This window comes from Delftia sp. JD2 (genome assembly GCF_001682645.1).
Taxonomy (GTDB): Bacteria; Pseudomonadota; Gammaproteobacteria; order Burkholderiales; family Burkholderiaceae_C; genus Comamonas; species Comamonas acidovorans.
Genome location: NZ_LFJT01000008.1, coordinates 100,873 through 127,368 on the forward strand (window position 1 = coordinate 100,873; position 26,496 = coordinate 127,368).

General features: G+C 66.2%; 19 protein-coding genes and 1 tRNA gene. 11 read left to right on the forward strand and 9 right to left on the reverse strand.

From position 1 onward, the window contains the following. The first annotated feature begins 128 nt into the window (after nt 1-128). Complete coding sequence (locus tag ACM14_RS06785) at nt 129-2,579, forward strand: penicillin acylase family protein (protein WP_065345699.1); 2,451 nt, start codon at nt 129-131, stop codon at nt 2,577-2,579. 106 nt (nt 2,580-2,685) lie between these two features. On the opposite strand, the gene selD is transcribed toward ACM14_RS06785, so the two are convergent. Beyond that, entirely contained in the window at nt 2,686-3,744 is a 1,059-nt protein-coding gene (selD, locus tag ACM14_RS06790) for a selenide, water dikinase SelD (RefSeq protein WP_065345700.1), read from the reverse strand. Between the two features lie 99 nt (nt 3,745-3,843). On the opposite strand from selD, the gene ACM14_RS06795 reads away from it, so the two are divergent. The 4 genes from ACM14_RS06795 (at nt 3,844) to ACM14_RS06810 (ending at nt 7,142) form a co-directional block, all read left to right on the forward strand. After that, nucleotides 3,844-4,668 (forward strand): N-acetyltransferase, encoded by an 825-nt coding sequence (locus ACM14_RS06795; RefSeq protein ID WP_065345701.1) that lies wholly within the window; start codon nt 3,844-3,846, stop codon nt 4,666-4,668. A 182-nt stretch (nt 4,669-4,850) separates the two neighbouring features. Further along, a complete protein-coding gene (locus ACM14_RS06800) occupies nt 4,851-5,408 on the forward strand; it encodes a YfiR family protein (RefSeq protein WP_013802668.1) in 558 nt (185 codons plus the stop codon). Further along, a complete protein-coding gene (locus ACM14_RS06805; RefSeq protein ID WP_013802667.1) occupies nt 5,405-6,634 on the forward strand; it encodes a sensor domain-containing diguanylate cyclase in 1,230 nt (409 codons plus the stop codon). Before ACM14_RS06800 ends, ACM14_RS06805 begins: the two co-directional genes overlap by 4 nt. 1 nt (nt 6,635) lies before the next feature. After that, nucleotides 6,636-7,142: an OmpA family protein gene (locus ACM14_RS06810; RefSeq protein ID WP_065345702.1), complete on the forward strand. Its 507-nt coding sequence runs from the start codon at nt 6,636-6,638 to the stop codon at nt 7,140-7,142. A gap of 32 nt (nt 7,143-7,174) precedes the next feature. Here the strand turns inward: ACM14_RS06810 and ACM14_RS06815 are convergent. The 8 genes from ACM14_RS06815 to ACM14_RS06855 all read right to left on the reverse strand — a co-directional run bounded on the left by ACM14_RS06815 (nt 7,175) and on the right by ACM14_RS06855 (nt 18,205). After that, nucleotides 7,175-7,270, reverse strand: a tRNA-Sec gene (locus tag ACM14_RS06815). Between the two features lie 180 nt (nt 7,271-7,450). Beyond that, complete coding sequence (gene selB / locus ACM14_RS06820) at nt 7,451-9,382, reverse strand: selenocysteine-specific translation elongation factor (protein ID WP_065345703.1); 1,932 nt, start codon at nt 9,380-9,382, stop codon at nt 7,451-7,453. Between the two features lie 10 nt (nt 9,383-9,392). Next, entirely contained in the window at nt 9,393-10,859 is a 1,467-nt protein-coding gene (gene selA / locus ACM14_RS06825; protein ID WP_065345704.1) for an L-seryl-tRNA(Sec) selenium transferase, read from the reverse strand. A gap of 14 nt (nt 10,860-10,873) precedes the next feature. Continuing rightward, nucleotides 10,874-11,848: a formate dehydrogenase accessory protein FdhE gene (gene fdhE, locus ACM14_RS06830; protein ID WP_065345705.1), complete on the reverse strand. Its 975-nt coding sequence runs from the start codon at nt 11,846-11,848 to the stop codon at nt 10,874-10,876. 207 nt (nt 11,849-12,055) lie between these two features. Continuing rightward, nucleotides 12,056-12,682, reverse strand: coding sequence for a formate dehydrogenase subunit gamma (locus tag ACM14_RS06835; RefSeq protein WP_012205324.1), 627 nt, complete (start codon nt 12,680-12,682; stop codon nt 12,056-12,058). After that, the gene (fdxH, locus tag ACM14_RS06840; protein WP_012205325.1) at nt 12,679-13,608 is read right to left on the reverse strand and encodes a formate dehydrogenase subunit beta; all 930 of its coding nucleotides are present in this window, start codon (nt 13,606-13,608) and stop codon (nt 12,679-12,681) included. The genes ACM14_RS06835 and fdxH overlap by 4 nt, the downstream gene beginning before the upstream one ends. Nucleotides 13,609-13,618: 10 nt before the next feature. Further along, on the reverse strand, nt 13,619-16,684 hold the full coding sequence (gene fdnG / locus ACM14_RS06845) for a formate dehydrogenase-N subunit alpha (protein ID WP_081816151.1): 3,066 nt from the start codon (nt 16,682-16,684) through the stop codon (nt 13,619-13,621). 357 nt (nt 16,685-17,041) lie between these two features. Then, on the reverse strand, nt 17,042-18,205 hold the full coding sequence (locus ACM14_RS06855; protein ID WP_012205328.1) for an AI-2E family transporter: 1,164 nt from the start codon (nt 18,203-18,205) through the stop codon (nt 17,042-17,044). A gap of 231 nt (nt 18,206-18,436) precedes the next feature. Here ACM14_RS06855 and ACM14_RS06860 point away from each other — a divergent pair, with 231 nt between their 5' ends. The 6 genes from ACM14_RS06860 (at nt 18,437) to ACM14_RS06885 (ending at nt 26,494) form a co-directional block, all read left to right on the forward strand. Beyond that, a complete protein-coding gene (locus ACM14_RS06860; RefSeq protein ID WP_034393004.1) occupies nt 18,437-21,316 on the forward strand; it encodes a 2-oxoglutarate dehydrogenase E1 component in 2,880 nt (959 codons plus the stop codon). A gap of 54 nt (nt 21,317-21,370) precedes the next feature. Next, nucleotides 21,371-22,636, forward strand: a complete 1,266-nt coding sequence (odhB, locus tag ACM14_RS06865; protein WP_013802659.1) for a 2-oxoglutarate dehydrogenase complex dihydrolipoyllysine-residue succinyltransferase — start codon at nt 21,371-21,373, stop codon at nt 22,634-22,636. Nucleotides 22,637-22,650: 14 nt separating this feature from the next. After that, nucleotides 22,651-23,109: a hypothetical protein gene (locus ACM14_RS06870; protein WP_065345706.1), complete on the forward strand. Its 459-nt coding sequence runs from the start codon at nt 22,651-22,653 to the stop codon at nt 23,107-23,109. Further along, nucleotides 23,106-24,533: a dihydrolipoyl dehydrogenase gene (gene lpdA, locus ACM14_RS06875; RefSeq protein WP_013802658.1), complete on the forward strand. Its 1,428-nt coding sequence runs from the start codon at nt 23,106-23,108 to the stop codon at nt 24,531-24,533. The genes ACM14_RS06870 and lpdA overlap by 4 nt, the downstream gene beginning before the upstream one ends. 97 nt (nt 24,534-24,630) lie before the next feature. Next, nucleotides 24,631-25,734 (forward strand): cell division protein ZapE, encoded by a 1,104-nt coding sequence (gene zapE / locus ACM14_RS06880; protein ID WP_013802657.1) that lies wholly within the window; start codon nt 24,631-24,633, stop codon nt 25,732-25,734. A 40-nt stretch (nt 25,735-25,774) separates the two neighbouring features. Further along, nucleotides 25,775-26,494 (forward strand): hypothetical protein, encoded by a 720-nt coding sequence (locus ACM14_RS06885; RefSeq protein ID WP_065345732.1) that lies wholly within the window; start codon nt 25,775-25,777, stop codon nt 26,492-26,494. Nucleotides 26,495-26,496: the final 2 nt, after the last annotated feature.

Here is a 26,496-nt window from a genome sequence, read left to right on the forward strand (position 1 = left end):
GTCGGGTCTCTGACATCTGCTAGTGAAACTGCCGGGTAGGCAGTCCCTTGCGGCCCTCCTATGCTGTTGTGGGCCCCCGTACAAACAGGGGCCTTTCTTTGTGTACGCATAACACTAGGAGACAAAGCATGTACCCAGCGGTTCGCAGTGGATGGAAGCCCCTGTCATTGATTTGCCTGGCCGCCTTGGCGGCCTGCGGCGGTTCGGGCGACGGCTCCAGCAGCAAGTACAGCGCGGAGATCCGCCGCACGGAAATGGGCATTCCGCACATCAAGGCCAAGGACTGGACGGGCCTGGGCTATGGCGCCGGCTATGCCCAGGCGCAGGACAACCTGTGCACCATGGCCGACTCCTTCCTGACGTACCGCGGGGAGCGCTCGCGCTACCTGGGCGGCGATGCCCAGGCCGTCTACGACAGCACCATCGACCGGCCGCGCAATCTCGACTCGGACTTCTTCTTCCGCCATGTCGTCTCCGATGACGCCGTGGCCGCCATGATCCAGGCCCAGCCGGACAAGCTCAAGCAACTTGTCGATGGCTTCGTGGCCGGCTACAACCGCGTGGTGCGCGAGACCCCGGCCGGGGCCAAGACCAATGCGGCCTGCGCGGGCCAGCCTTGGGTGCAGGCCATTACCGCGCAGGACATCTGGCGGCGCATGTACACGGCCAATCTGGCCGGCGGCTACAGCAACTTCGTGGCCCAGATCGCCAATGCCGTGCCACCTGCAGCGGCTGCGGCAGCAACGGCCTCGGCCAGGCCGGCGAAGGCCCGGGCGGCCGCGACGCAGCTGGCCGCGCTCAAGCCGGGGCAGGTGGTGGCGCCATCATTGCAGGTGGGCGGCACCACGGGCATCGGCAGCAACATGTACGGCTTTGGCCAGCAGGCCACGGGCGGCGGCAGCAGCGTGCTGTTCGGCAATCCGCATTGGTACTGGAAGGGGCCGGACCGCTTCTATCAATCGCAGCTCACGATCCCCGGCGAGATCGATGTCAGCGGCGCAAGCTTTCTGGGCATCCCGATGGTGCTGATCGGCTTCAACAACGACGTGGCCTGGAGCCATACCGTGTCCACGGCGCGGCGCTTCGGCCTGTTCATGTACCAGCTGGCGCCCAATGATCCGACCCGCTATGTGCGTGACGGCAAGACCGAGGCCATGCAGGCCAGCAAGATCACCGTGAGCGTGCGCAATGCCTCCGGCGGGCAGGACCAGGTCACGCGCACGCTGTACAAGACCGTGCACGGCCCCGTGGTCAACCTGGGCGCCATGGACCCGGCGCTGGGCTGGACCACGCAGAGCGTGTTCGCCATCCGCGACATCAACGCCTACAACTACCGCACCTTCCGCAACTGGCTGCGCTGGAACCAGGCCAAGTCGCTGGACGAGTTCATCCGCATCCAGAAGGAGGAGTCGGCCATTCCCTGGGTCAACACCGTCGCCGCAGGGCGCGGCAATGCCCAGGTCTGGTATGCCGACATAGGCGCCGTGCCCAACGTGCCGCCCGCGCAATTGCAGGCCTGTGCCACGCCGGCCTCGGCCGCCATCAACGCGGCGCTGCCCCAGGTGCCGGTGCTGGCCGGTGGCAGCAGCCAGTGCGACTGGAGTTCGGATGCGGATTCGGTGCAGGCGGGCGCCATCGGCCCCGCACGTATGCCCAATTTGCTGCGCAGCGACTACGTGGGCAACATGAACGACAGCTACTGGCTGTCCAATGCCTCGGCGCCGCTGACCGGCTATCCGGCCATCTTCGGCTCCACTTCGTCGGCCCAGAGCCTGCGCACGCGCTTGGGCCACACCATGGCGCTGCAGCGGCTGGCGGGCACGGACGGCTATCCGGGCAAGCTGGCCACCAGCGACATCGTTCGCCAGATGGTGCTGGACAGCCGTGTTTACAGCGCGCGCTTCAAGGACGAGGCATTGGCCCAGGTCTGTCCGGGCCCCGTGTCCTCGGCGGGTGAAACGGTGGACGTATCGGCTGCCTGCACGGCGCTGCAGGCCTGGGACGGCACGGGCACGGCGGCATCCAGGGGCTCCCATGTGTGGGATGAGTTCTGGAAGCGCGTGGCCAGCCAGATCAAATCGGCCGACCTGTATGCCGTGCCCTTCGATGCGGCCGACCCCGTCAACACGCCGCGTGGCATCAAGCCCACGGCCAAGGCGGCGCTGCAAAAGGCGCTCGCCGAAGCAGTGAAGGCCGTGCAGGCCAGCGGCTTTGCCATGGATGCGGCGCGCGGCACCGTGCTGTTCTCGCAGCGCGGCGGCGAGAAGATCGCGCTGTATGGCGGTTGCGGCGAGGTGGGCTACTTCACCATCACCTGCTCGGAAAACAAGATTGAGCAGGGCGGCTACAGCATGGATGGCCAGCCGCATGGCAACAGCTACATGCAGGTTGTGAGCTTCCCGTCGGCCGGTGTGGAGGCCCATACCTTCCTGACCTTCTCGCTGTCTGACGACCCGGCCTCGGCCCACTACGTGGACTACACCAAGGCCTACGGCGCGCGCCAATGGCTCAAGCTGCCGTTCACCGACAGCGCCATCCAGGCCAGCCCGGCCTACAAGACGCAGACCGTGAGCGAGTGAAGCAACCTGTGACCCGGTGACGGGCCGCCGGTTCGCTGGCGGCTCGCCGGGAGTGCAAAAAGCAACGGGGGCCGAGGCCCCCGTTGCTTTTGGAATGCGCTGGCCGTCAGTCCACGATGACGCGCGGCTCTCCCGCCTCCATGCGGCCGACGATGGAGGCACTGCCAAAGCCCTGCTCGGCAAACAGTGCAAGCACCTGATCGGCAACATCCGGCGTGCAGGACACGAGCAGGCCGCCCGAGGTCTGCGGATCGGTCAGCAGCGCGCGCTGCGCATCGGTGATGCCGGCGCCCAGCGCAACCTGCGCGCCATAAGAGGCCCAGTTGCGGCCCGAGGCGCCCGTGATGACGCCCTGCTCGGCAAAGCCCTGCACCGTGGGCAGCACGGGCAGGCTGTGGCTGTCGATGCGTGCCGTGAGACCCGCGCCGCGTGCCAGTTCCAGGCCGTGGCCCAGCAGGCCGAAGCCCGTCACATCGGTCAGCGCGTGCACGCCGTCCATCTTGCCCAGCGCCGTGCCGGGGCGGTTGAGCAGGGTGGTTGCTTCCACCATGGCGCGGTAGCCGGCCTCGTCCAGCAGGTTCTTCTTGAGTGCGGCCGACAGAATGCCCACGCCCAGCGGCTTGCCCAGGATCAGTACGTCGCCGGCCCGGGCGTCGGCATTGCGCTTCATCTGGCGGGGGTTGACGATGCCGATGCCGACCAGGCCGTAGATGGGCTCGACCGAGTCGATGGAGTGGCCCCCGGCCAGCGGAATGCCGGCATCGCGGCAGACCGATTCGCCGCCTTCCAGGATCTTGGCAATGGTGTCGTGCGGCAGCACATTGATGGGCATGCCCACGATGGCCAGGGCCATCAGGGGCTGGCCGCCCATGGCGTAGATGTCGGACAGCGCATTCGTCGCGGCGATGCGGCCGAAGTCATACGGGTCGTCCACGATGGGCATGAAGAAGTCCGTGGTCGCCACGATGGCCTGCTCGTCGTTGATGCGGTAGACGGCGGCGTCGTCGGCGGTCTCCGTGCCCACCAGCAGGTCCGGGAAGAACTGCTTGGGCAGCGCGCTCTTGCCGATCAGCTCCGCCAGCAGGCCCGGCGCGATCTTGCAGCCGCAGCCGCCGCCATGGGACAGCGAGGTGAGTCGGGGGGCTTGGGAGGTGTCTGTGGTCATGGAGCAATCCGGCGATCGGCGGCGATCGCAGTAGTGGGAAAGAGTGCCTGCCGCCAGCGCGGCGGCGCGCCATATTATGGGCGGGCACGGCGGGCGGCCATGGTACAAGCGGGCATGTCCAAGTCTTTCACTCATGACCGCGCATCCGTGGAATGCGATCCCGAGACGGTGGTGGGCGTGGAGCAGCGCGGCTTCAACGCCTGGCCGGCCCAGCGCACCGTGCTCTGCGGCGACTGGCTGCTGCGCGCCGCGCAGGGCCATACCAAGCGCGCCAACTCGGCCAATGCCCAGCAGCCCGGCGCCCGCCTTGGCGCCTTGCTGCCGCAGATCGAGGCCTTCTACGAGCGCCAGGGCCTGCCTGCCATCTTTCGTCTCTCGCCCCTGGCAAGTCCCGATGCGGATGCGCAGCTGGCGCAGGCCGGCTACCTGCTGGCCGACCCCTCCCTGGTGATGCGTGCTGCATTGACGGACATGGCGCCGCCAGCGAACGACCAGGGCTGGACCCTTGCCATTCAAGCCCAGCCTGGCACGGCCTGGCTGCAGGGCTTTGCCCAGGCCGGCGCCGTGCCGGATCAGCACAGGCAGGCGCACCACCATATGCTGCAGTCCATTGCCTGGCCCGCCGCATTTGCTTCGCTGCAAGCGGGCAGTGGAGTGGGCGGCGAGGTGGTCGGGTTTGGCCTGGCCGTCGTGGAGCGCGGCTGCGTGGGCCTGTATGACATCTTCATCACGCCTGCGCTGCGCGGCCAGGGACTGGGCCGGGCGCTGGTGCATGGCCTGATGCACTGGGGGCAGACGCAGGGAGCGCAATGGGCCGAACTGCAGGTGCGTGCGCCCAACATGGTGGCGCGCGGGCTGTATGAAAGCCTGGGCTTTCAGGCACTCTACGGCTATCACTACCGGCTGCCTGCCTCTGCGCTTTGATGCGTTGCCGCATTGGCCCATCACGGGCGCCCCGGCGTGACAGTCCCGGCGGCCCGATGGGGTCGATATGTGAAAAAATGCTTCAGTGCGCCAGCGTGGCGCAATGCATGGATATTCCGTTCAAGGAGCCTTGGTTGGCAGCTCGCACACATCGCATACATCAAACACACCGCAGGTGGGGCATGGATTGCAGGATCAAAGGCCTGTCTGCCCGGGCCTGGCTGGTCGTGGGCTTGCTGGCCTTGCAGGCCGGGCTGGTGGGGCAGGCACATGCGGAGCCGGCGGCCGATGAGCATGAGCTGGGGGTGACCCGCACCGTCGTAGGCATCCTGGGCTATACGCGCTGGCCCACGGAAAGCCCCGTGCTGCGACTGTGCGTGGTGGGCTCCACCGAATATGCCGACGACCTGCTCAATGGCGCACCGCAGACCGTGGGCAGCCAGCGGCTGGAGGTGCGGCGTGTGGTGCCCGTCGATGCGCGCGCCCTGGTCGAATGCGAGGGCATCTATGCCGGCCAGCTCGATGAGGCTGCCTGGCGCAAGCTCATGGAGCAACTGGCGGGGCGGCCGCTGCTGACCATCAGCGAGCGGGGCGAGCTGTGTCGCATCGGCGCCATGTTCTGCCTGCGCCGCCGTGGCGAGGGCGCGGGCTTCGAGGTCAGCCTCGACTCCGTGGCCCGCAGCGGCCTGCGTGTCAATCCCAAGGTGCTGCAACTGGCGCGCCACAGGACCTTGCCATGAAGTTGTCCCTGTCCGGCAATGCCTCCCTGCGCAACGTGATCCGCCGCGCGCACCTGCGCATGGCGGCGGTGGCCATCGCGCTGGCGGGGGCGCTGCTGCTTATCGTCGGCGTGGCCACCCTGCGTCTGTACCTGTCCAACAACCTGCATCTGGTGGCCCGTTCGCTGGCCTATACGGTCGAGGCATCGCTGGTCTTCGGTGACCGCGACGAGGCCGCCCGCGTGCTGGACCAGCTGCTGCGTGGCGAAGGCGTGGCCCATGCCGAGGTCTTCGATGCCGAGGGCCGCCCGTTCGTGCGGTGGTCGGGCCATGGTGGCTCGGCGCTGTCCAGCATCGGGGAGCTGCTGGCCGTGGGCATTGGCCTGCCGCGCGCCGAGGCCGATGTGCGCCAGGACGGCAGGCTGGTCGGCAGTGTGCAGCTGGCCAGCGATGGCGTGGGCCTGGTCCGCTTCCTGGGCGCAGGTTTCATCGTGCTGGTGCTGTGCGTGGGTGTCAGCGGCTATGTGGGCCTGCGCCAGTCGCGCCGCATGCTGCGCGACATTGCCGAGCCGCTGCAGCAGCTGGCGCGCGTGGCCCGGGCCGTGCGCCATGACCGATCCATGGACCAGCGCGTGCCGCTGGCGCGCATTGCCGAGCTGCGGGAGTTGGGCGACAACTTCAACGCCCTGCTGGCCGAGCTGCAGACGCGCCATGAGCGGCTGCAGCAGCAAAATTCGGCGCTGGAGCGGCAGGCTTCGCGCGACAGCCTCACGGGGCTGGCCAACCGCCTGCATTTCGAGCAGCGACTGCAGCAGGCGCTGGACAGTGCGGCGGAGAGCGGGCAGAAGCTGGCCGTGCTGTTTCTGGACAACGACCGCTTCAAGCAGGTCAACGATGCCTACGGCCATGCCGTGGGCGATGTGCTGCTCAAGGCGGTGGGTGCCCGGCTGCGCTCGCAGGTGCGCGAGACCGATCTGGTCGCCCGCCTGGGTGGCGACGAATTCGCCATCCTGCTCTATCCCATCGGCGGCGGTGGCGACGCGCAGATGGTGCAGGACAAGATAGAGGCCGCCATGCGCGAGCCCCTGGTCGTTGGCGACGGCGTGGTGCTGCAGCCTTCGGTCAGCGCGGGCGTCGCACTTTTTCCCAAGCATGGCCAGAGCATGGAGACGCTGATGCGCCATGCAGACCAGGCCATGTACCAGGCCAAGGCCATGCGCCAGGCCGAGCGAATCACAGGAGGATGACATGTTGAAACGACGGAGCTGGATCCGGATGTGCGGCGCAGGTGCGGCCGCAGTGCTGGCCCTTGCGCTGGCAGGTTGCCAGACGGTGCCGCAGGCGCCGGCCAAGGCACCGGGGCTGACCGAAGAACAGCAGCAGTTGCTGCGCAGCCAGGGCTTTGCGCAGGCAGACCAGGGCTGGGAGCTGCAGATGTCGGGCAAGCTGCTGTTCGGCTTTGATTCGGCCGAAGTCGGCGCCCAGGCGCGTACCAAGGTGCTGGAGCTGGGCCGTGCCCTCAAGGGCGTGGGCATCGAGCGGCTGCGCGTGGAAGGCCATACGGACGATCGCGGCAGCGATGCCTACAACATGCGCCTGTCGCTGCGCCGCGCAGAGGCCGTGGCCGATGTGCTGGCCGAAGCTGGCCTGGCGCGCCAGGATATCGAGGTCAAGGGCCTGGGCCGCGCCATGCCCGTGGTGCCCAGCGATGCGGCGGAGAACCGCCGCGTGGCCATCGTCGTGCCCTTGCAATAGCCGGAACCTGGCTGGAATCAGAGTCGGGGGATTGGCGGAAAGCAGCAGGAGTCGAACCTACCCAGGAGCGGCTGACGCCCCTGACCGGGTTTGAAGCCCGGGCGCACCACCGGGTGCGTATGCTTTCCTTCTGGCTTGAAGCTCCCCCTGAGCGGCTTACGCCGCTTCCCCCTCTCTACCCGCTTCGCGGGGGAGGGGGACGACACCCTTGCGGCGGGGCGGCCCTTGCTCGGTGTCTCTCGCCTTGGGCCGCGCCGGTTGCTGGCGCCGTGGCGAAGCAAAGCTCGCCATTGTAGCGGCCCCTTGCCTCAAATTCTTGCTGTGGCACCAGTGGTCCACTGCACATCGGGGCGCAGCAGGTGGGCGTCACGCAGGCGGCGGGTGTAGCCGATGCGGTCGAAGAATTCGAGGATCTGGATGGCGCGTTTGCGGCCCAGGCCGGTGGCGTCGCGGAAGGCGTGGGCCTGGATTTCGGCGTTGGGGGTGGAGGAGGCCAGCTCGCGGACCAGGGCCGCGAGTTCGTCCATGCGGGCTGCCGTGTAGAACAGGTCCTTGGTGACTTGGAACAATTGGCCCTGGCGTGCGAGCTTGCGCAGCAGCTGGCGCACGGTTTCCTCGCCGGTGGCGCTGTCGCGGGCCAGGTCGCGCACCCAGGGAGGGTCGTAGCGGCCGGCCTCGATGGCCGGCAGCAGTTTCTGGGCGATCTGCTTTTCACTGTCCGACAGCTGCACGCTGTGGCCGGGCAGGTGCAGCCAGGCGCCGCTGGCGGCCAGGCTGCCGTCCTGCAGCAGGGCTTGCAGCAGGCCCTTCCACAGCGCGTCATGCCCTGCATGCACCAGGCCCGACAGTGCCATGCGGCGCAGGCGTGCGGCGTTCACGCCGGGCTCGTCGGGGCTTTTGTCGTGGAAGCGCGCCATGCTGTCCAGCACCTGGTTGCGCAGCTGCTGCAAGCGTGCCTCGCCCAGCAGCAGCGTATCGCCCTCGGCCAAGGGGAGGCGGTGCAGGCGGGCATCCGTGGCCACCGATGCGCGGCCCGTCAGGCGCATGAGCTGCGACGTGGCAATGCCGTGCGCCGCGCCTTGCACCAGCGCGCTGGCGTCCCCGGTGGCAATCAGCGATTCCAGCGCCTGCAGATAGGCCGTGCGCTCGGGGCTGCGGCGCTTGCGTGCGGGTGCAAAGGGATCAATGACGCTGCCGCCGGCAATGGTGCGGCTGGCCTGGGCATTGCGCACGATGAGCCGGTCGCCTGGTTGGGCATGTACGGGCATGTCCAGCACCAGTTGGACGATGGCCTGTTCGCCCGGGCCCAGCGGCTGGTCCTGCAGCAGGGCCACGTGGGCCGTGCAGCGCGCCGTACCGATGTGCACATGCACAGGCGTCCATTGGGCCAGTGATGGCGCATCGGCCAGCAGTTGCAGGCGCACGTCGATCCGGTCGCTGGCCTGCAGCAGCCGTGCGTCGGCGATCCAGTCGCCGCGCGTGATGGCTTCCTTGGCAATGCCCGACAGGTTGAGCGCGCAGCGCTGGCCGGCCAGGCCCTGTTCGCTGGCCTGGTTCTGGGCATGCAGGCTGCGCACGCGCACCTCGGTGCCCGAGGCCGAGTGCACCAGCGTGTCGCCCACTTTCACCTGGCCGCCGAACACGGTGCCCGTGACCACGGTGCCCTGGCCAGGCAGCGTGAAGCTGCGGTCCACGGCCAGGCGGAACAGTCCGTCGCTGGCCCGCGCGGGAATGGACTGGGCGCGCGCCATGAGGTGCTCGCGCAACTGCGCCACGCCTGCGTCGTCAGGCAGGGCTGCCGCGGTAGGGAAGACCGGCGCGCCGGCCAGCGGCGTGGGGGCCAGCAGGGCCCCGATCTCGGCGCGCACCTGCTGCAGCCGCTCGGGCGTGGCGCGGTCGGCCTTGGTCAGCGCCACGGTGGCTTCGCGCACGCCCAGCAGCTGCAGGATGTCCAGGTGCTCGCGCGTCTGCGGCATGACGCCGTCGTCGGCCGCCACCACCAGCAGGGCGTGGTCTATGCCCACGGCGCCTGCGGCCATGGTGTGCACGAATTTTTCGTGGCCGGGTACGTCGATGATGCCCAGCACCTCGCCATTGGGCAGCGGCGTGTAGGCATAGCCCAGCTCGATGGAGATGCCGCGCGCCTTCTCTTCCTTGAGTCGGTCGGTGTCCACGCCCGTGAGCGCGCGCACCAGGGTGGTCTTGCCGTGGTCGATGTGGCCGGCGGTGCCGATGATCATGCGTTCGTCCTCAGGCGATGTGCAGCAGCGGCAGCTGTTCGGTGAAGGCCGGCTCGTCGGCTGCCTCCAGGCAGCGCAGGTCCAGCCACAGAGCGTCTTCATGCAGCCGGCCGATGACGGGGCGGGGCAGGCCGCGCAGGCCTGCTTCAAGCCGGGTGAGCTGGCGGCCGGCCTGGCGACCGTCGGCCGGATGCAGGCGCAGGCCCCAGCTGGGCAGGTTTTCCACGGGCAGGGCGCCGCTGCCGATCTGGCTGTTCATCTCGGCGGTTTCCACCACATAGCGGCTGCCCAGCGCCTGCTGCACCAGCGGCTGCAGGGCCTGCGCGCGGGCCTGCATGTCGGCCTGGGGGCGTGTGAACAGGCGCAGCGTGGTCAGGCGCTCGGCCAGCTTTTCGGGGTGCAGGTACAGGCGCAGCGTGGGCTCCAGCGCGGCCAGGGTGAGCTTGCTCACGCGCAGTGCGCGCTTGAGCGGATGTTTCTTGATGCGGGCGATCAGGTCCTTGCGGCCCACGATCAGGCCGGCCTGCGGGCCGCCCAGCAGCTTGTCGCCGCTGAAGGTGACGATGTCGGCGCCCGACTCGATGGTCTCGCGCACCGTGACCTCGTAGGGCAGGCCCCATTCGCGCAGATCGACCAGGGTGCCGCTGCCCAGGTCCACCACCATCTGCAGGCCGTGCGCATGGGCAATGGATGCCACCTCCGCGTCGCTCACGGCCTTGGTGAAGCCGGTGATGGCGTAGTTGCTGCAATGCACCTTCATGAGCAGGCCTGTGTGTTCGCCGACAGCGCCTTCGTAGTCGCGCGCATGGGTGCGGTTGGTGGTGCCCACCTCGACCAGGGTGGCGCCTGCGCGCGTCATCACGTCGGGAATGCGGAAGGCGCCGCCGATCTCCACCAGCTCGCCGCGCGAGACGATGACCTCGCGCCCGGCCGCCAGCGTGGCCAGGGTCAGCAGCACGGCGGCGGCATTGTTGTTGACGACGGTGCAGGCCTCGGCACCCGTGAGTTCGCAGACCAGGGATTCGATCAGGTCGTCGCGGTCGCCACGGCCGCCGTCTTCCAGGTCGTACTCCAGGTTGGCCGGCGCCGTCATGGCGGCCACCACGGCGTCCACCGCCTCCTGCGGCAGCAGGGCGCGGCCCAGGTTGGTGTGCAGCACCGTGCCCGTGAGGTTGAAGACCGTGCGCAGCCGGGGCGCAAAGCGCCGCGCCAGGCGCAGGCCGGCCGCCTGGACCACCTCAGTGATGCCGGGCGCGCCTGCATCGGGCTCGCCCGACCGCAGCCGCTCCTGCGCATCGGCTCGCATCTGCGCCAGGGATTCGCGCACGGCCTGGGTGCAGGCATCGAGGCCGTGGCGCTCGCGCAGCGCGAGCATGTCGGCGCTCAGCAGCACCTTGTCCACGGCAGGCAGGCGCAGCGCGGACGGGGCAGGGGAGGCGGCAGGGGATGCGGCAGAGGTGGCGGCGGTATCGGTCATGGCGTGCGAAAGGTTCAGGCAGCAGGCGTGGCGGGGTCGATCAGCGCGTCGCCGGCCTCGTCCTGCTCCTCGGCAAAGGCCACGTAGAGCAGGGGATTGGCGCTGGCGCGCTGAAAGCGCGTCTCCTCGCCCATCAGCAGGTCCAGCATCAGCGAGGCCAGGTCGTCGGCCAGGGGCTCGGCCATCGGGTCCTTTTCCTGGTTGACCACCTTGCGGTAGCTGCCGCATTCCTCGCAGGTCTCGGCCAGCACGGTATCGCCTGCGCCATCGATGCCCTGGTACTCGACGCCCTTGGTCGACTCGCAGTGCGAGCACTTGACGCGCACCATGTGCCACTCCGTGCAGCAGGTGCCGCAGTGCAGGTAGCGGTGGCCTGCGGCCTTGCCGCCAATGCGCAGCACGCTGGCCACGGGCTCGCTGGCGCAGACGGGGCAGATCGAGGCGGGATCGGTATAGGGCACGTCGCGTGCGCTCAGGCCGCTGGCGCGCGTGGCAAACACCACCTGCAGCGCAGCCATCACAAAAGGCGCCATGCCCACGTGGCGGGCCGCCACTTCCTTTTGCAGCAGCCGCTGCGCGATCTCGTCACGCCCGGCCGTGTCCAGCGCGCGCAGCTCCTGCAGCAGCGGCTGCAGCGGCGCAGGCAGGCCATCGGCGCCCGACAGGGCATCGAGCATGCGGTCCAGCACGCCGTGCCAGGCGGCATCGATATGGTCGGCGGCAGGCAGCAGCGGCATCGAATGCTCCTGCGCCCGCGCAATCAGCGCCGCATCGGGCGCGGCCAGCGTCAACTGCCCGGCCGCCTTGGCCTGTGCGTCCACGATCTGCGCCACGAACCGCAGGTAATCGGCAATCGGATTGCCCTCGGCCAGCTGCCGAAGCCGTGCCGCCCGCTCGACGAACAGCCCCGGCAACTGCGGCAGCAGCACGCGCGGAAAACTGGTGTGGTCCAGCGACTCGATATCGCCAGGTTGAAGAATGCGTTGCATTGGAATGAATCCCAAAAAAACAGCCGCCCGGATCGCTGGGCGGCTGGGTGCTCAGGCTGATGCCTAGTATGACGCCATGTCTGTGAAAACTGGCGCGGCCCAAGGCGGGGGGGCACCGAGGAAGGGCCGCCCCGCACCGAGGGTGCCGTCCCCCTCCCTCGCGCAGCGAGTAGAGAGGGGGAAGCGGCGTAAGCCGCTCAGGGGGTGTCAGTCATTATCCCCGGTCATCTTGCGATACCACCCCCGATGATGCTGCTTGGCCCAGGCCCGCGTCACCGTGCCGTACAGCATGGCGCGGATGGTGCCCCGGGTCCAGATGGCCGCGTACACGTGCATGATGATCAGGCCGATCATCCACACGCCCGCAATGGCATGCACCACCGAGGCGGCGCGCACCACGTTGACGGGCAGCGTCCACCAGGCGCGCCACATGAGCGCTCCGGTCACGGTGATCGCCAGCATGCCGATGACCAGGCCCCAGAACAGCAGCTTCTGGCCGCCGTTGTACTTGCCCTGCTCGGGCATGTCGTGGTCATCGCCGTCGATCATCTTGTTGACGTTCTTGAGCCACTCGATGTCGCGAGGTTCGACCACGTTCAGGCGCCAGAAGCGCAGCGCCATAATGATGAAGAACAGCGCCATCACCACCCCGATGTAGGGGTGCAGGATGCGCGTCCACGGCCCGCCGCCGAACAGCTGCGTGAGCGGGAAGAAGGCCGGGTGGAAGAACGCCAGGCCCGACAGCGCCAGCAGGATGAAGCAGATGCCGACCACCCAGTGGTTGGCACGCTCCGATGCGTTGTAGCGCACCAGGTCACGTGGATTGCGTTTCATCGGCGGGCCTCCTTTTCAGCGGCTTCCTGGTCCTTGCGGTCCATTTCGTCTTCCAGTTCCTTGGACACGTCGTTCGGGCCCTTGGTGATGTAGTGGAACAGGCTGCCGACGGCAGCTGCGCCCAGCGCGGCCATGGCCAGCGGCTTGGCAACGCCCTTCCACAGGGACACCATGGGGCTGATCTTCGGGTCGTCGGGCAGGCCCTTGTACAGCGAAGGCTTGTCCGCGTGATGCAGCACGTACATCACATGGGTGCCGCCCACGCCCTGCGGGTCATACAGGCCGGCTTCGGCATAGCCGCGCCGCTTGAGGTCGCCGATGCGGTGCTCGGCCTGGTCCTTCATCGCCTCCTTGGTGCCAAACATGATGGCGCCCGTGGGGCAGGTCTTGACACAGGCAGGCTCGCGGCCGACGGCCACGCGGTCCGAGCACAGCGTGCACTTGTAGGCCTTGTGGTCCTTCTTGGAGATGCGCGGGATGTTGAACGGGCAGCCTGTGACGCAGTAGCCGCAGCCCACGCACTGGTCCTGCTGGAAGTCCACGATGCCGTTGCTGTACTGCACGATGGCGCCCGGCGAAGGGCAGGCCTTCAGGCAGCCCGGGTCCTCGCAGTGCATGCAGCCGTCCTTGCGGATCAGCCACTCCAGGTTGCCGGTCGCTTCGTTCTCGTACTCGGTAAAGCGCATGACGGTCCACGACTGATCGGTCAGATCGGTCGGGTTGTCATAGACGCCGGCCGCGCAGGTTCCGATTTCGTCGCGCAGGTCGTTCCACTCCATGCAGGCGGTCTGGCAGGCCTTGCACCCGATGCACTTGGAGACATCGATGAGCTTGGCCACCTCGCCGCTGTGCGTTTCGCGCGCACTGGGAGCAGGCGTCGTCGTGGCCGAGCGACGCTTGATATCGAGAGACATGGTTGATGACATCAGCTGCTCCTTAAACCTTTTCCACCTTCACGAGGAAGGTCTTGGATTCCGGGGTAAGGCTGTTGCCATCGCCCACCGATGCCGTCAGGTTGTTGGCCATGTAGCCCTTGCGGCCCGTCGACGAGAAGCCCCAGTGAATGGGCACGCCCACGTGGTGGATGGTCTTGCCATCGATCTTCATGGGCTTGATGCGCTTGGTCACCACGGCGGCTGCCTTGACGAAGCCGCGCTTGGAGCTGACCTTCACATGCTGGCCGGTCTCGATGCCCAGCTCCTTGGCCAGCGCCTCGCCGATTTCCACGAACTGCTCGGGCTGAACGATGTTGTTCAGCTGAACGTGCTTGGTCCAGTAGTGGAAGTGCTCGGTCAGGCGGTACGTCGTGCCCACGTGCGGGAACTCGCTGGGCGAGCCCGCCGAATCCTTGACGGAGTCGAAGATCCGCGTGGCCGGGTTGATGACTGCCAGCTTGTTGTCGGGATACATGGGGTTGTATCCCAGCGGGTTGTCAAAGGCCTCGTAGTGGGTGGGGAACGGTCCCTCGTTCATGCCCTTGCGGGCGAAGAAGCGCGCCACGCCCTCGGGGTTCATGATGAACGGATCGGTGGTCTCCGGCGGCATGGTCGGGCCCATGTCGGGCACGTCGGCACCGCCCCAGTTCTTGCCGTTCCAGCGGATCAGCGTGCGCTTGGGATCGAACGGCTGGCCGTTGCGGTCGCAGGAGGCGCGGTTGTAGAGCACGCGGCGGTTGGCCGGCCAGGCCCAGGCCCAGTTCAGCGTGTTGCCTATGCCCGTGGGGTCGCTGTTGTCGCGCCGGGCCATCTGGTTGCCGGACGAGGTCCAGCAGCCTGCCCAGATCCAGCAGCCGCCCATCGTCGTGCCGTCGTCGCGCATCTCGCCGAAGCCGGCCAGCTGCTCGCCGGCCTTGCGGATGAGCTTGGTCGGGTCCTTGGGGTCGAACAGGTCCACCAGGGCGCGGCCGTTGTACTCCTTGGCGATCTCTTCCGAGGTCGGATGATCGGCATGGGCATAGGGCCACCACAGCTTGGTGATCGGCTCGGGGAACTTGCCGCCGTCCTTCTCATAGGCCTGCTTCAGGCGCAGGTGCAGGGCCGACATGATGGCGATGTCGGTCTTGGCCTCGCCCGGGGGCTCGGCCGCCTTCCAGTGCCACTGCAGTACGCGCGAGGAGCTGACGACGGCGCCGTCTTCCTCGGCAAAGCAGGTCGTGGGCAGGCGGAACACCTCGGTCTGGATTGATGCCGGATCCACGTCGTTGAACTCGCCGTGGTTCTGCCAGAACTCCGACGTTTCGGTGACCAGCGGGTCCATGATCACCAGGAACTTCAGCTTCTTGAGGCCTTCGCGCACATTGTTGCTGTTCGCAAGGGCCGCCAGCGGGTTGAAGCCCTGGGCGATGTAGCCGTTGATCTTGCCCTGCGCCATCAGGTCGAACACCTGCAGCATGTCGTACTGCCTGTCCAGCTTGGGCAGGTAGTTGAAGGCCCAGTTGTTCTCGGCCGTGGCCGCCGGTCCCCACCAGGCCTTCATCAGGCTCACGTGGAACTTGGGCGTGTTCGACCAGTAGTTCATCTGGCCCGGGCGCATGGCCTTGGGCGTGCGCGCGTCGATGTACTTCTGGTAGTCCTGCTCGCCTTCGTTGGGCAGCGTCAGGTAGCCGGGCAGCGAGGCCGACAGGATGCCCAGGTCCGTCAGGCCCTGGATGTTGGAGTGCCCGCGCAGCGCGTTCATGCCGCCACCGGCCACGCCGATATTGCCCAGCAGCAGCTGGACCATGGCGCCCGTGCGCAGGATCTGCGCGCCCGTGGTGTGCTGTGTCCAGCCCAGTGCGTACAGGATGGTCGCGACGCGGCCCGGCACGGCGGTCGATGCCAGCTTCTCGCACACGTGCAGGAATTTTTCCTTGGGCGTGCCGCAGGCGCTCTCCACCTTCTCGGGCGTGTAGCTGGCGTAGTGGCGCTTGAGCCATTGGTACACGCAGCGCGGATGCTGCAGGCTGGCGTCCACCTTCACGTAGCCGTCGGCGTCGAGCTCATAGTCCCAGCTGGACTTGTCGTATTTGCGTGTCTGCGGGTCGTAGCCCGAGAAGATGCCTTCGTCGAACGCAAACTCCTCCTTCACGATGTACGAGAAGTCGGTGTAGTTCCTCACGTATTCGTGATGGATCTTGTCGTTCGTCAGCAGATAGTTGATCACGCCACCCAGGAACACGATGTCCGAGCCCGACCGGATGGGGGCATAGAAATCGGCCACGGAGGCGGAGCGGTTGAAGCGCGGATCGACCACCATGAAGTGCGCACCGTTGTGCTCCTTCGCTTCGGTCACCCACTTGAAACCGCAGGGATGTGCTTCAGCGGCATTGCCGCCCATGATCAGGATAACGTCCGCGTTCTTGATGTCGACCCAATGGTTCGTCATCGCTCCACGGCCAAACGTCGGGGCAAGACCTGCCACCGTCGGGCCGTGTCAGACACGTGCTTGGTTATCGAGTGCGAGCAGGCCCCAGGAACGGGCAACCTTGTGTGTGACGTAACCGGCTTCGTTGCTGGAGGCCGAGGCGGCCAGCATGCCGGTGGTCAGCCAGCGGTTCACCGTCTGGCCCTTGTCGTTTTGCTCGACGAAGTTCGCGTCGCGATCGTCCTTGAGCAGCTTGGTGATGCGCGTCAGCGCCTCGTCCCAGGACATGCGCTTCCACTCGTTGGAGCCGGGGGCGCGGTACTCGGGGTACTTCAGGCGGTGCGGGCTGTGGACGAAGTCCAGCAGCGATGCGCCCTTGGGGCACAGCGTGCCGCGGTTGACGGGGTGGTCCGGATCGCCCTCGACGTGGATCACCGACAGCTTGGCGTTCTTGGCGCCGTCGCTCAGCGAATACATCAGGATGCCGCAGCCTACCGAGCAGTAGGTACAGGTCTGGCGGGTGACCGTGGTGGCGGCCAGCTTGAACTGGCGCACTTCAGCCAGGGCGGCAGTGGGCGAGAAGCCCATCAACGCCAGGCTGGATCCGGCCAGAGTCGAACCAGTCACTTTCATGAACTGGCGTCTGGAGAATTGGACCATGTGGGGTACCTTCTAATAGAAATTGACGCTTGTAAGCAAATTCTACGAGTGCACCCCGGAATCAATCCGGGAAATAACCCTTAATCCTGAGTCGGCCTGTGCGGCATTCGCGCGAAAGCTCCACGCCAGGCCTTGCTGCGCGGGGCTTGCCGGGGCGCCGCCCGGCGGGATCATCAGTTGAAATGATTATCTGGATTCAGGGCTTCGGACATTTTGTTTTATATCAATCCGCCATTCATTGAGTGGATGAATGAGGTCGATGGATCCAGGCTATTGCGCGAATGCGATCCATTTGCACCCATTGAATGCCTGAAAATGGATTTCCGGCCCCTTCCAGAGGGAGGGGCCGGAGCAGGCTCAGCGTGCCGGCGGGCGCGGATCGTGCGGTGCTTGCTTGAGGTCCATATCATCCGATGTCTGATATTCAGCATGCGCCAAACCTGCCTGGGCAAGTTGGCGGCGCTTTTCCTCATCTTGCACTTGCATGCGCGAGAACATGTCCCAGATTGCCATGAACAGGGCCGCGATCACGGGGCCTATCACAAAACCCGTCAGTCCGAAGAGAGCCATGCCGCCCAGCGTCGAGATCAGCACGATGTAGTCGGGCATCTTCGTGTCCTTGCCCACCAGCAAGGGGCGCAGTACGTTGTCCACCAGGCCGATCACCAGCACGCCGTAGGCGATCAGGATCAGGCCCTTGCCCATGGCGCCGGTGGCCAGGAAGTAGATGGCCACGGGTGCCCAGATCAGGCCGGCGCCCACGGCGGGCAGCAGCGACAGGAAGGCCATCACCACGCCCCACAGCACGGGTCCCTGGATGCCCAGAATCCAGAAGATCAGCCCGCCCAGCGCGCCCTGGGCGGCCGCCACGGCCAGGTTCCCCTTGACGGTGGCACGGATCACGGTGGTGAACTTGCTCGACAGCTCGGCCTTGTGGTCGGCCTGCAGCGGAATGGCCATGCGGATGCGCTGTGTCAGGTCACGGCCGTCGCGCAGCAGGAAAAACAGCAGGTACAGCATCACGCAAAAGCCCACCAGGAAGCCGAACGTGTTCTGGCCTATGCCCAGCGCCTTGGTGGCGGCCAGCTTGGATGCCTGCATGGCGATGCTGGACAGCTTGTCCTGCAGCTCGGCCAGCGAGCCCAGGTGCAACCTCTCCAGCCAGGGTGTGACCCAGGAGGGCAGGGCGTCCATGATCTGTTGCAGATAGGTGCCTGCATCCAGGTTGCCGCTGTTGACGCGCTCATAGATCAACGAGGCCTCGCGCACCAGCGAGGCGCCGATCAGCGCCAGCGGCAGGATGGCCACGACCAGGCACAGCAGCAGGGTGGACAGGGCGGCGAGATTGGTGCGCCGGGGCATGCGCGCCAGCAGGCGCCGGTGCAGCGGCGAGAACAGGATGGCCAGGGCGACGCCCCAGAAGATGGCCCCCATGAATTCCCAGAGCACGGCACCGAAGCCTATGGTCGCCGCGATCAGCAGCAGCATGAAAGTGCGTTTGTGTAAGGGCAGCAGGTTCATCTGTCGGTCCGTTCGGAAGATGCGCCAATGTACGCGACTGCGGGAACTCCCGGAGGGTCCAGGTAATCGCTTGGTAACTGCCCTGCTGCGATGTTTGAACGGTGGCACAATGGCGGTCGCAACCAGGCCCTTCCCCAGCCACAGTCGCATCCGCCAATCGGTACAGCCGTGTCGCGGAAGGTTCTACAAACCAGCTAATGCCTCCTTCAGGGAGGCGGAGGTCAGCGCAATATGAGCGATCAGACGTCGGTCTACCAAGCCTATCAAGGCAATACTTACCTCTTCGGCGGCAATGCCCCCTACGTCGAAGAAATGTACGAGAACTACCTGGCCAACCCCGGTAGCGTGCCGGATTCCTGGCGCGAGTACTTTGATGCACTGCAACATGTGCCCGCAGTCGACGGCACGGACTCCAAGGACGTCCCGCACCAGCCCGTCATCAACGCTTTCGCCGAGCGCGCCAAGCAAGGCGGCACCAAGGTGGTCGTGGCCTCCGGCGCCGACTCCGAGCTGGGCCGCAAGCGCACCGCCGTCCAGCAGCTGATCGCCGCCTACCGCAATGTCGGCGCACGCTGGGCCGATCTCGATCCCCTCAAGCGCACCGAGCGCCCCGAAATTCCCGAGCTGGAGCCGTCGTTCTACGGCTTCACCGATGCCGACCAGGAAACGGTGTTCAACACGAGCAACACCTTCTTCGGCAAGGAAAGCATGTCGCTGCGCGAGCTGATGAACGCGCTGCGCGAGACCTACTGCGGCACCCTGGGCACCGAGTACATGTATGCCACCGACCAGACGCAAAAGCGCTGGTGGCAGCAAAAGCTGGAAACCAGCCGTACCAAGCCCAGCTTTGACGCCAACCAGAAAAAGCGCATCCTCGACCGCCTGACGGCTGCCGAAGGCCTGGAACGCTACCTGCACACCAAGTACGTCGGCCAAAAGCGCTTCTCGCTGGAAGGTGGCGAAAGCTTCATCGTCGCCATGGACGAGCTGATCAACGCTGCCGGCCAGAAGGGCGTGCAGGAAGTCGTGATCGGCATGGCCCACCGCGGCCGCCTGAACGTGCTGGTCAACACCCTGGGCAAGATGCCGAAGGACCTGTTCGCCGAGTTCGATCACACCGCTCCCGAAGATCTGCCCTCGGGCGACGTGAAGTACCACCAGGGCTTCAGCTCCGATGTGTCCACCGCTGGCGGCCCTGTCCACCTGTCGCTGGCCTTCAATCCCTCGCACCTGGAAATCGTCAACCCCGTGGTCGAAGGCTCGGTGCGCTCGCGCATGGACCGCCGCGACGACCCGCACGGCAAGCAGGTGCTGCCCGTGCTGGTGCACGGCGATGCCGCCTTTGCCGGCCAGGGCGTGAACCAGGAAACCCTGGCGCTGGCCCAGACCCGTGGCTACACCACGGGCGGCACGGTGCACATCATCATCAACAACCAGATCGGCTTCACCACCTCCGATCCGCGCGACACCCGCTCCACGCTGTACTGCACCGACATCGTCAAGATGATCGAGTCGCCCGTGCTGCACGTGAACGGCGATGATCCGGAAGCCGTGGCACTGGCCGTGCAGCTGGCGCTGGAATTCCGCATGGAATTCTCCAAGGACGTGGTCGTGGACATCGTCTGCTTCCGCAAGCTGGGCCACAACGAGCAGGATACGCCTGCCCTGACCCAGCCGCTGATGTACAAGAAGATCGGCGCCCACCCCGGCACCCGCAAGCTGTACGCCGACAAGCTGGCCACGCAAGGCCTGGGCGAATCGCTGGGCGACGACATGGCCAAGGCCTACCGCGCCGCCATGGACGAAGGCCGCCACACCGTGGACCCGGTGCTGACGAACTTCAAGAGCAAGTACGCCGTGGACTGGAGCCCGTTCCTGGGCAAGACCTGGACCGACGCTGGCGACACCGCCATCCCGCTGACCGAATGGAAGCGCCTGGCCGAACGCATCACCACGATCCCCGAGACCGTGACCCCGCACGCGCTGGTCAAGAAGGTCTATGACGACCGCGCAGCCATGGGCCGCGGCGATGTCAACGTGGACTGGGGCATGGGCGAGCACATGGCCTTCGCATCGCTGGTCGCATCGGGCTACCCCGTGCGCCTGTCGGGCGAGGACTGCGGCCGCGGCACCTTCACCCACCGCCACTCGGTCATCCATGACCAAAAGCGTGAAAAGTGGAGCGAAGGCACCTACATCCCGCTGCAGAACGTGGCCGACAGCCAGGCTCCGTTCACCGTCATCGACTCCATCCTGTCCGAAGAGGCCGTGCTGGGCTTCGAGTACGGCTACGCGTCGAACGATCCCAACACCCTGGTGATCTGGGAAGCCCAGTTCGGCGACTTCGCCAACGGCGCCCAGGTGGTGATCGACCAGTTCATCGCCTCCGGTGAAGTCAAGTGGGGCCGCATCAACGGCCTGACGCTGATGCTGCCGCACGGCTATGAAGGCCAGGGCCCCGAGCACAGCTCGGCACGCCTGGAGCGCTTCATGCAGCTGGCCGCCGACGCCAACATGCAGATCGTGCAGCCCACCACGGCCAGCCAGATCTTCCACGTGCTGCGTCGCCAGATGGTGCGCCCGCTGCGCAAGCCGCTGGTCATCATGACGCCCAAGTCGCTGCTGCGTAACAAGGATGCGACCTCGCCGCTGTCCGAGTTCACCAGCGGTGGTTTCCAGACCGTGATCCCCGAGCAGGACGAAGCCGTCGTGAAGAACGCGGCCAAGGTCAAGCGCGTGATCGCATGCTCGGGCAAGGTCTACTACGACCTGGTCAAGAAGCGCGCCGAGAAGGAAAGCAAGGACGTCGCCATCATCCGCGTCGAACAGCTGTACCCCTTCCCGCACAAGGCCTTCGCCGCTGAACTCAAGAAGTTCGGCAACGCCACCGAGATCGTCTGGTGCCAGGACGAGCCGCAGAACCAGGGCGCCTGGTTCTTCGTGCAGCACTACATCCACGAGAACATGCTCGATGGCCAGAAGCTGGGCTACTCCGGCCGCGCTGCCTCGGCATCGCCCGCCGTGGGTTACGCACACCTGCACCAGGAGCAGCAAAAGGCCCTGGTGGAAGGCGCGTTCTCCAAGCTCAAGGGTTTTGTCCTGAACAAGTAAGGCAGCCCCCACCCGCTACGTATCAGTACAGAACACTTTTGGAAAGAATCACAAATGGCTATCGTTGAAGTCAAAGTTCCCCAGCTGTCCGAGTCCATCGCTGAGGCCACCATGCTGACCTGGAAGAAGAAGGCCGGCGAAGCGGTTGCAATCGATGAGATCCTCATCGAAATCGAAACCGACAAGGTCGTGCTCGAAGTGCCCGCACCCGCCGCTGGCGTGCTGGCCGAGATCGTGCAAGGTGACGGCGCCACCGTGGTGGCCGAGCAGCTGATCGCCAAGATCGACACCGAAGGCGTGGCCGGCGTGGCCGCTGCCGCTCCTGCCGCAGCCGCCGCTCCCGCTGCCGCAGCGCCTGCTGCTGCTCCCGCCGCTGCTGCTGCCACTGGCGGCAGCAAGGGCGATGTCGCCATGCCCGCCGCTGCCAAGCTGCTGGCCGAGAACAACCTGTCGGCCGCCAACGTGGCTGGCTCCGGCAAGGATGGCCGCGTGACCAAGGGCGACGCCCTGGCCGCCGTCAAGGGCGGCGTGCAGTCCACGGCTGCCGTCATCCCCACCGGCGTGCCCACCAAGGCGCTGCCCCAGGTGTCGGCTCCCGCTGCCAAGGAAGACCTCAGCGGCCGTCCCGAGCAGCGCGTGCCCATGAGCCGCCTGCGTGCCCGCGTGGCCGAGCGCCTGCTGCAGTCGCAGTCCACCAACGCCATCCTGACCACGTTCAACGAAGTGAACATGGCCCCGGTGATGGATCTGCGCAAGAAGTTCCAGGACGCCTTCACCAAGGAACACGGCACCAAGCTGGGCTTCATGTCCTTCTTCGTCAAGGCGGCAGTGCACGCCCTGAAGAAGTACCCCGTGCTCAATGCTTCCGTGGACGGCAACGACATCGTCTATCACGGCTACTTCGACATCGGTATCGCCGTGGGTTCGCCCCGTGGCCTGGTGGTGCCCATCCTGCGCAATGCAGACCAGATGAGCTTCGCCGACATCGAAAAGAAGATTGCCGAATTCGGCAAGAAGGCGGCAGACGGCAAGCTGGGCATTGAAGACATGACCGGCGGCACCTTCTCCATCTCCAACGGCGGCACCTTCGGCTCGATGATGTCCACCCCCATCATCAACCCGCCCCAGTCGGCCATCCTGGGCGTGCACGCCACCAAGGACCGCGCCATGGTCGAGAACGGCCAGGTCGTGGTGCGCCCGATGAACTATCTGGCCATGTCCTATGACCACCGCATCATCGACGGCCGCGAAGCCGTGCTGGGCCTGGTGGCCATGAAGGACGCGCTGGAAGATCCTTCGCGCCTGCTGTTCGACCTGTAAATCGAAGAGAAGACATGCTGCAGACTGCCATGGCAACTGTGGCATCGGCACTGCTGCTTGCATCGTGCGGGACGTTCCGTCCAACGGTGCAGCCAGCGCAGGCTCGACTGATCGGCGACTACCGGATGGACTGCCAGTCCATTCGTGCGTCTGCCGAGATGGCGTCTGCGCTGCAGCAGGCCTGTGAAAATCAAGCTGGCAAACCCAGCGTCAGGATCAGGCAGGATGATTCTGGCAATTGGAGCGTATTGGACCTCGCCGGTCTGCCTCTTTCGCCCCATGGAGAGTGGAAACTGACGGTCGATGAAGGCAATGCCTGCATCAACGCACCGTTTCTTGCCGTGTGCAGGGTTTCCTTGAACACCCCGGTTTTCAAAAATCTGAACGCTGGTGTTCCGATTTCCTCCAGCACGGGGTACGTCCTTTTGACTCAGGGGCTGATCGCCGATTTGATAAAGGTAGAAGACAAATGAGCAAGCAATTCGACGTCATCGTCATCGGCGCGGGCCCTGGCGGCTACATCGCCGCCATCCGTGCCGCACAACTGGGCTTCAACGTGGCCTGTATCGACGAGTGGAAGAACGCCGCGGGCGGCGCCGCTCCGGGCGGCACCTGCACCAACGTGGGCTGCATTCCCTCCAAGGCCCTGCTGCAGTCGTCCGAGCACTTCGAGCACGCCAATCTGCACTTTGCCGACCATGGCATCTCCACCGGCAAGGTCGAGATGGACGTGGCCAAGATGATCGCCCGCAAGGATGCGGTCGTGAAGCAGAACAACGACGGCATCCTGTACCTGTTCAAGAAGAACAAGGTCACCTTCTTCCACGGCCGTGGCTCGTTCGTCAAGGCGGTCGAGGGCGGCTACGAGATCAAGGTTGCCGGCAAGGAAGAGGAAGTGCTGACGGGCAAGCAGATCGTGGTCGCCACGGGCTCCAGCGCCCGCGCGCTGCCCGGCGTGCCCTTCGATGAAGAGAACATCCTGTCCAACGACGGCGCTCTGCGCCTGGGCAAGGCCCCCAAGAAGCTGGCCCTGATCGGCGCTGGCGTGATCGGCCTGGAAATGGGCTCGGTCTGGCGCCGCCTGGGCACGGAAGTGGTCGTGCTCGAAGGCATGGACAAGTTCCTGTCCGCCGTGGACGAGCAGATCGCCAAGGAAGCCAAGAAGGCGTTTGACAAGCAGGGCCTGAAGATCGAGCTGGGCGTGAAGATCGGCGAAATCAAGAGCGGCAAGAAGGGCGTGTCCATCGCCTACACCAACGCCAAGGGTGAAGCCCAGGCGCTGGAGGCCGACAAGCTGATCATCTCCATCGGCCGCACCGCCAACACGGCCGGCCTCAATGCCGAGGCCGTGGGCCTGGCTCTGGACGAGCGCGGCTGCGTCGTGGTCGATGACGACTGCAAGACCAGCCTGCCCGGCGTCTGGGCCGTGGGCGACGTGGTGCGCGGCCCGATGCTGGCGCACAAGGCCGAGGAAGAGGCCGTGGCCGTGGCCGAGCGCATTGCCGGCCAGCATGGCCATGTGAACTTCGGCACCATTCCCTGGGTGATCTACACCAGCCCCGAAATCGCATGGGTGGGCCGCACAGAGCAGCAACTGAAGGAGCAGGGCGTCAAGTACAAGGCTGGCACCTTCCCCTTCCTGGCCAACGGCCGCGCGCGCGCCCTGGGTGATACCACGGGCATGGTCAAGTTCCTGGCCGATGCCGAGACCGACGAAATCCTGGGCGTGCATATGGTCGGCCCCATGGTCTCGGAGCTGATCTCCGAAGCCGTGGTCGCCATGGAGTTCAAGGCATCGAGCGAAGACATCGCCCGCATCTGCCATGCCCACCCCTCGCTGTCCGAGGCCACCAAGGAAGCGGCACTGGCCGTCGACAAGCGCACTCTGAATTTCTGAGTGCCAGGCTAGCCATCTAGCCCAAGCCAAAGACCTGAAAGCGCTTGCCCTGCAAGCGTTTTCAGCTTCTGAATACATAGCGAATGGTTGATGCTGCATGAGCGTTTCAGTGCGAGAGGCCTACGAGGCCGAACTGGTAGCCAAGGGCTTTCACAGTGATCCTGCGCAGTTGCGCGCTGTCGAGGCGCTGCAGCGCTGTGCCGACGACTGGGCGGTCTACCGCCAGCGCCGCTCCAACGCCTTCAAGAAGCTCATCAACCATCCCGAGATTCCCCGCGGCGTCTACATGTACGGCGGGGTGGGGCGCGGCAAGAGCTTTCTCATGGACTGCTTCTTCAACGCCGTGCCGCTCAGGCGCAAGGTGCGCCTGCATTTCCACGAATTCATGCGCGAGGTCCACCGCGAGCTCGCCGTGCTGCAGGGAACGCAGAACCCGCTGGACGTGCTGGGTGCCCGCATCTCCAAGAAGTACAAGCTGATCTGCTTCGACGAATTCCACGTGGCCGACATCACGGACGCGATGATCCTGCACCGGCTGCTGGTCTCGCTGTTCGCCAACGGCGTGGGCTTTGTCACCACCTCCAACTTCAAGCCCGACGAGCTGTACCCGGGCGGCCTGCACCGCGACCGCATCCTGCCGGCCATCGACCTGCTCAACGAGCGCATGGAAGTCGTCAACGTGGACAACGGCACGGACTACCGCCGCCGCACGCTGGAAAACGCCCGGCTCTATCACACGCCCCTGGGTGCACAGGCCGATGCGGCCATGACCGAAACCTTCGACAAGCTGGCCGAAGTCAAGGACGAAGACCCGGTGCTGCACATCGAGGCGCGCGAGATCCGTGCGCGCCGCCGCGCCGGTGGTGTGGTCTGGTTCGACTTCCGCGAGCTGTGCGGCGGCCCGCGCTCGCAGAACGACTACCTGGAGATCGCGAGCCAGTTCCACACCGTGCTGCTGTCCGACGTGCCCTATATGCCCGTCAACATGGCATCGCCCGCGCGGCGCTTCACCTGGCTGGTGGACGTGTTGTACGACCGCAGGGTCAAGCTGGTCATCTCGGCCGCCGTGCCGCCCGAGCAGCTTTACACTGAGGGCCCGCTGGCCCATGAGTTCCCCCGTACCGTCTCGCGCCTGAACGAGATGCAGTCCAAGGAATTCCTGGCGCTGGAGCGCCGTGTGGTGGACACCAGCCTGACCTGAGGCCGGTCCCGGCCGCTGGCGTCGTTTGCCGGACCTGTACATGCTGAAACTGCCTACCTCTGCTTTCGCCCTTTTGAAGAAACTGCCCGCTCCCCTGGGTGCTGCGCTGGCCTGCCTTGTGCTGGCCGGCCCGGCCATGGCTGCGGAGGCTGGCGCGGATAGCGATGCCGATGCGCGGCAGGAGCGCGCCCAGGCTGCAAAGCAGGTCCAGGCCGAGCGCAGGGCCGCACGCGCCGAGATCGCGGCCCAGCGTGCCGTCATCGACAGGCGGCGCACGGCCCTGGAGTCCGAGTGCTACCAGCGCTTTGCCGTGGAAGACTGCCTCAGGCAGGCGCGCGAGGAGGCCCGCGAGCAGGACAAGCCGCTGCGCGAACGCGAGCTGCAGATCAACGACGAGGAGCGCAAGGAGCGCGCCGCCCAGCGCCTTGAGGATATCGAGGCCAAGAAGGCCCAGAAGGCCGCCTCGTCCATGCAAGCCAAGGAGCGGCCACCGGCCGCCCAGCGCGACACCCAGGCCATCAGGGCCCAGCGTGCCCAGGACGCACAGCAGCGCGCAGCCCAGCAGGCCAGCCACCAGCGTGATCGCCAGGCGCAGATCGAGCAGCGCCAGTCTGCGCAGGAGCAGGAGCGGCGAGCTGCCGCCCGCGCCCAGTTCGAGGCCAAGCAAAAAGAGGCTGCCGAGCGCAAGGCCCGCGCCGCCGATGCCGCCCGTGATCGCGGCCCGCAGGCAGCGCCACTGCCCGCGCCTCCCGCGCCCTGAGT